Annotated in this window: 6 protein-coding genes; 3 read left to right on the forward strand and 3 right to left on the reverse strand. The window is 39.6% G+C overall.

Annotated elements, in window-relative coordinates; all coding sequences use genetic code 11:
* A partial coding sequence (locus QZ359_RS01110) for a YoaK family protein (protein ID WP_293954347.1) occupies positions 1-352 on the reverse strand: 352 nt, incomplete at its 3' end.
* A 153-nt stretch (positions 353-505) separates the two neighbouring features.
* Here QZ359_RS01110 and QZ359_RS01115 point away from each other — a divergent pair.
* Complete coding sequence (locus QZ359_RS01115) at positions 506-1,489, forward strand: Gfo/Idh/MocA family oxidoreductase (RefSeq protein WP_293954350.1); 984 nt, start codon at positions 506-508, stop codon at positions 1,487-1,489.
* Complete coding sequence (locus QZ359_RS01120; RefSeq protein ID WP_293954353.1) at positions 1,479-2,561, forward strand: DEAD/DEAH box helicase; 1,083 nt, start codon at positions 1,479-1,481, stop codon at positions 2,559-2,561. Before QZ359_RS01115 ends, QZ359_RS01120 begins: the two co-directional genes overlap by 11 nt.
* A gap of 149 nt (positions 2,562-2,710) precedes the next feature.
* On the opposite strand, the gene tuf is transcribed toward QZ359_RS01120, so the two are convergent.
* Together tuf and cozE are read right to left on the reverse strand one after the other, a co-directional pair.
* Positions 2,711-3,907 (reverse strand): elongation factor Tu, encoded by a 1,197-nt coding sequence (gene tuf / locus QZ359_RS01125; protein ID WP_293954356.1) that lies wholly within the window; start codon positions 3,905-3,907, stop codon positions 2,711-2,713.
* A 206-nt stretch (positions 3,908-4,113) separates the two neighbouring features.
* On the reverse strand, positions 4,114-5,223 hold the full coding sequence (gene cozE, locus QZ359_RS01130; protein ID WP_293954359.1) for a cell elongation protein CozE: 1,110 nt from the start codon (positions 5,221-5,223) through the stop codon (positions 4,114-4,116).
* A gap of 102 nt (positions 5,224-5,325) precedes the next feature.
* Between cozE and pbp3 the strand changes: the two genes are divergently transcribed.
* A partial coding sequence (pbp3, locus tag QZ359_RS01135) for a D-alanyl-D-alanine carboxypeptidase PBP3 (protein WP_293954362.1) occupies positions 5,326-6,564 on the forward strand: 1,239 nt, incomplete at its 3' end.

Below are 6,564 nucleotides of genomic sequence, written 5' to 3' on the forward strand. Positions count from 1 at the left end.
GATAGATATTATCTACAGTTTGCGGCACAAAACCAATAATGATTGATAAGATTGCCAAAGGAATCAATGACAGAATGGGCTTTTTCACAATTCTCAATTTTTCCTTATAAACAGTTAATAAAAAGACCCCCATCATAAAAGCTAGCAAGGTCATTACTTTGGCACTAGCATCTGAAACATTGTGTTGAATGAGCCCCACTGATAGAAAGACGACATTCCCCGTTTGTCCAGCTACCAGAGTATTCCCTCTCACAATAAAAGTATAGGCATCAACATATCCTGCACAAAAAGTCAAAAAAAGCGCTAGCCTCTTAGACTGACGTGATATTTTTCTTATAGGTAGTAACCTCATTTCCCCTCCCATTTCATTTACTCATCTCATTATTGTACCACTTTCTTTGGGAAAGTCCTAGTAGCTTATTTGAAATTTTTCACCCCCTGTTGGATAGTCAAGTCTATCTATGTTATAATGAAGGAAGGATTTAAAATCGGAAAAGGAGTATCTATGCTTAAATTAGCTGTCATCGGAACAGGCGCTATCAGCCATCACTTCATAGAAGCAGCCCATACCAGCGGAGAATACCAGCTGGTCGCAGTCTATTCTAGAAAACTAGAAACTGCCGCAACCTTTGCTTCTCGCTATCAGGATCTCCAACTCTTCGATCAATTAGAGGACTTCTTCAAGTCTTCCTTTGATGTAGTCTATATCGCCAGTCCAAACTCCTTACATTTTGCTCAGGCACAAGCTGCCTTGTCTGCTGGTAAACACGTCATTCTTGAAAAGCCAGCTGTTACTCAGCCACAAGAATGGCTAGATTTGATTCAAACAGCTGAGAAAAATAATTGTTTTATCTTTGAAGCAGCTCGTAATTATCACGAGAAAGCTTTTGCTACTATCAAGAGTTTTTTGGCAGACAAGCAAATCTTAGGAGCTGATTTCAACTATGCCAAATACTCTTCCAAGATGCCGGATTTGTTGGCTGGGAAGACACCTAATGTCTTTTCAGAGCGTTTTGCTGGTGGAGCTCTCATGGATTTGGGGATTTATCCTCTCTACGCTGCCGTTCGCCTCTTTGGAAAAGCTAAGGATGCAACCTATCAGGGGCAACAGCTTGACAATAGCATTGACCTAAATGGAGACGGAATTCTCTTCTACCCTGACTTTCAAGTTCATATCAAGGCTGGGAAAAACATTACTTCCAATCTTCCTTGCGAGATTTATACGACAGATGGGACCATAACCCTCAACACGATTGAACATATCCGATCAGCTATTTTTACCGACCACCAAGGAAATCAAGTCCAGCTCCCTATCCAACAGGCTCCTCATACGATGACTGAGGAAGTCGCTGCATTTGCACAGATGATCCAGCAACCAGACCAGATGCTCTACCAGACTTGGCTGGACGATGCAGGCTCTGTTCATGAGCTACTATATACCATGCGCCAGACTGCTGGCATTAGATTTGAGGCAAAAAATGAAAACTAAACTACCGACTGAATGGCAAGAACTGAGTGACCAACTCGGTTTCCAAGAATTTACCCCCATTCAAACTCAACTATTTGAGCCTATCCTTGCTGGAGAAAATCTCCTAGGAGTGAGCCCAACAGGAACTGGTAAGACCCTAGCTTACCTCCTACCAAGTCTTCTCAGACTACAAAAGAAAAAAGCCCAGCAACTATTGATTCTAGCACCAAATACAGAACTGGCTGGACAGATTTTTGACGTATGTAAAACGTGGTCAGAAACTATCGGTTTGACAGCCCAACTCTTCCTATCAGGTTCAAGTCAGAAACGCCAGATTGAACGACTCAAAAAAGGACCAGAAATTCTGATTGGAACCCCTGGCCGTATCTTGGAACTGATTAAATTGAAAAAAATCAAGATGATGAATGTAGAAACCATCATCTTGGATGAATTTGATCAATTGCTCAATGATTCTCAGATTCACTTTGTCGAGAAAATCACTCACTACGCACCTCGTGACCACCAACTCATCTACATGAGTGCTACGACCAAGTTTGACCAAGAAAAGATTGTGCCGAATACACATACCATTGACCTCTCTGACCAAAAACTGGACAATATCCAGCATTTCTACATGCAGGTAGACCAACGTCACCGAGTGGATATGCTACGAAAATTGGCTCATGTAGAGGATTTCCGCGGTCTGCTCTTCTTTAACAGCCTATCAGACCTTGGAAGTGCAGAAGAAAAATTACAGTATCGTGATATATTGGCTGTCTCCCTCGCTAGCGATGTCAATGTTAAATTTAGAAAAGTCATCTTAGAAAAGTTTAAAGACAAGCAACTAAGCCTACTTCTTGCAACAGACCTTCTGGCACGTGGAATTGATATCGATAGCCTAGAATGTGTCGTAAACTTTGATGTTCCTAGAGATGTCGAAACCTACACTCACCGTGCTGGCCGTACAGGTCGTATGGGCAAGGAAGGCTATGTTATCACTCTCGTCACTCATCCAGAAGAAATCAAAAAACTCAAAAAGTTTGCAAGCGTACGTGAAATTGTCTTGAAAAATCAAGAACTCTATATCAAATAAAGCCCATTGCTCTATGCACATCAGGTGTATGGAGCTTTTTTATAAGCAATTCTTTAATTTTAGTTCAATATTCGAAAAAAAGAACCTTGCAAAGCAAGATTCTTTTAGTGTCTGACTTAAATAATTGTTCTTCTGGGAACTAAATCGAATTAAGCTTCGATTTCTGTAACCATACCTGAACCAACAGTACGTCCACCCTCACGGATAGAGAATGTAGTACCTTGTTCTACGGCGATTGGGTGGATCAACTCAACGTCGATTGTCACATTATCACCAGGCATTACCATTTCAGTACCTGCTGGAAGTTCGATTGAACCTGTAACGTCAGTAGTACGGAAGTAGAATTGTGGACGGTAGTTGTTGAAGAATGGAGTGTGACGTCCACCTTCTTCTTTAGTAAGGATGTAAACTTCACCTTTGAATTTAGTGTGTGGGTTGATTGAACCTGGTTTAGCGATAACTTGTCCACGTTCGATTTCATCACGTTGAACACCACGAAGAAGGACACCTACGTTATCTCCGGCAAGACCTTCGTCAAGTTGTTTACGGAACATTTCAACACCAGTAACAACTGCTTTTTGAGTTTCTTCTTTGATACCAACGATTTCGATTTCGTCGTTGACTTTAACGATACCACGGTCGATACGTCCTGAAGCAACTGTACCACGTCCAGTGATTGAGAATACGTCTTCGACTGGAAGAAGCAATGGTTTGTCAGTGTCACGTTCTGGTTCTGGGATGTACTCATCAACTGTGTTCATCAATTCCATAACGATGTCTTCGTATTTAGTGTCACCTTCAAGGGCTTTAAGAGCTGAACCTTGGATAACTGGAAGATCGTCACCTGGGAAGTCGTATTCTGACAATAGGTCACGGATTTCCATTTCAACCAATTCAAGCAATTCTTCGTCGTCAACCAAGTCAATTTTGTTCATGAAGACGATAAGGTGTTTAACACCAACCTGACGTGAAAGAAGGATGTGCTCACGAGTTTGTGGCATTGGTCCGTCAGTTGAAGCTACTACAAGGATAGCTCCGTCCATTTGAGCGGCACCAGTGATCATGTTTTTAACGTAGTCCGCGTGTCCTGGAGCGTCGATGTGAGCGTAGTGACGTTTTTCAGTTTCGTACTCAACGTGCGCAGTGTTGATAGTGATACCGCGTTCGCGTTCTTCTGGAGCAGCATCGATAGACGCATAGTCTTTAGGTTGGTTAACTGATGAAGGCAAGCGACGTGCCAAAACAGTTGTGATAGCTGCAGTTAGGGTAGTTTTACCGTGGTCAACGTGTCCGATAGTACCAATGTTAACGTGTGGTTTACTACGATCGTATTTTTCTTTTGCCATTTGAGTAAAAGCCTCCAATAAAATATATTTTATAGATAGACAGTAGGCAATACAGTCTAACTTTCCTTACTATTTTATCAAATTTCAGCTAAATTGCAAGTGTTTTACAAAGTTTTTATGAATTATTCTTAATCGGCTGATCTAAACGACACTTCTACTCCTATAATTTACCTAAAGAAAAAGAAAAATCAGGAATTTCCTGACTTTTACTTAGCTAATTCTCTTTCTCGTTCTTTCATTGTTTTATGGTTTTCATACAAACGTGATAAGAACTTAGAAATTTCTTTTAAGATAGAATAGGTTGGTACTGCGACAATCATACCAATGACCCCATAGATATTGCTTGATAACAAAAGTAATACTAAAATTGTTATTGGATGGACTTTCATCACGCCACCAACGATTCGAGGGTAGAGGATATTTCCATCCACTTGTTGAATGATTAGCATGTAAACAACTGCAATTAGCATTCTATGGGGATCAGTGAATATATTTGCGATGATCATAGGAATCAAGCCAATACTTGGTCCCACATAAGGAATTAAATTGGCTACACCAGAAAAAATAGCAAAAACTAAAGCATATTTTAAACCAATAATACTATAGCCAATATAAGCCAAACAACCTATAATGATTGCGTCAATCGAAACTCCACTAATATAGCGAGCAATCGTCGCATTTAAACTCTTTAATAAGCCTGCAATATGCAAGCGATCCCTCTTTAGAATCGTTCTTTCAAGCATGGGCAAGAATTTATGTCCATCTAGTAAGAAATAAACCAAAAAAACTGGAGTCATAATCAAAATCAAAACAGTACTGATAAGAGCTGACAAGACGCTCCCCACACTATTTGATACGCTATTTAGGATATTTTGAAGAATATCAACATAGGATAAGTTTAGTTGCTGAATTGTAGCTTCTACATCCAAATTCTGGAGTGCAGGATAATTAGATAAGTCTATGATTAAGTCTTGTACTCGACTATAAATAGTTTGACTAGATATAATCAAACTAGATAACTGATTAATCAAAATAGGTAAGAGATAGACAACACCTATGACCATTCCCCAGACCAAAGCACACAAGGTAATTAAAATACCAAGCAAACGATTGAGTTTACAGACTTTATTTAAGAAAGTAACAATAGGGTTTGTCAAATAATAAAGAAAGCCCCCTAATAAAAATGGAATCATAATTGTATTAAGCACGCTAACAAAAGGGTTAATCAAAGACCCCATCTGTCTCCATAGGTAAAAGATGATGGTTAAGAGTAAAATTTCTGTGGTCCAAAAAAATAATTTATTTCTACGAAACATGAGTTACCTCCCTCACTCTATTTTACCATATTTTCAAAAAGCTTAACGGATGAATTATTAAAGCAAGAATATTTTTTTTCTTTATGATAGAATAAGACTACTATGAAAAAAATATGTTTAACTTTATTAACTGTCTCCCTTTTAGGGGGTGCTTCTACTGTTGCTGCTCAAGATTTTACCATTGCCGCTAAACATGCCATTGCTGTTGAAGCAAATACTGGTAAAATACTTTATGAAAAAGATGCAACTCAGCCAGTCGAAATCGCTTCTATTACAAAATTGATTACGGTTTATCTTGTCTATGAAGCTTTGGAAAACGGAAGTATTACACTATCTACCCCAGTAGATATTTCAGATTATCCTTATCGATTGACAACAAACTCTGAAGCAAGTAATGTTCCTATGGAGGCCCGCAATTATACTGTCGAAGAGTTACTTGAAGCAACTCTGGTATCTAGTGCCAACAGCGCCGCTATTGCCCTAGCTGAGAAAATTGCTGGCTCTGAAAAAAACTTCGTTGATATGATGCGAACAAAACTCTTGGAATGGGGAATCAAAGATGCCACTGTTGTCAATACAACTGGTCTGAACAACGAAACACTCGGAGATAACATTTACCCAGGGTCTAATAAAGATGATGAAAATAAGCTCAGTGCTTATGATGTCGCTATCGTTGCTCGCAACCTCATCAAAAAATACCCACAAGTCTTGGAAATCACGAAAAAACCTTCTTCTACTTTTGCTGGAATGACAATCACTTCGACCAACTACATGTTAGAAGGCATGCCTGCTTATCGAGGTGGTTTTGATGGCCTTAAAACAGGAACAACAGACAAAGCCGGAGAATCTTTTGTTGGTACTACTGTCGAAAAAGGCATGAGGGTTATCACTGTTGTTTTGAATGCAGATCATCAAGACAATAATCCTTACGCTCGCTTCACAGCTACATCTTCACTAATGGATTATATCTCTTCTACATTCACACTTCGCAAAATCGTTCAACAAGGCGATGCCTATCAAGATAGTAAAGTCCCCGTACAAGATGGAAAAGAAGATACGGTCACTGCAGTGGCCCCAGAGGATATCTATCTAATTGAACGTGTTGGGGGTCAATCTTCCCAATCTATTCAATTCACACCTGATTCTAAAGCAATCCCAGCACCACTTGAAGCCGGAACAGTGGTTGGCCATTTGACTTACGAAGACAAGGATTTGATTGGTCAAGGTTACATTACCGCTGAACGTCCTAGTTTCGAAATGCTAGCAGAAAAGAAAGTTGAAAAAGCCTTCTTCTTAAAAGTTTGGTGGAATCATATCGTTAATTTCTTTACAGGAAACAAG

The sequence above is a fragment of the Streptococcus sp. genome (assembly GCF_019414905.1).
Lineage (GTDB): Bacteria > Bacillota > Bacilli > Lactobacillales > Streptococcaceae > Streptococcus.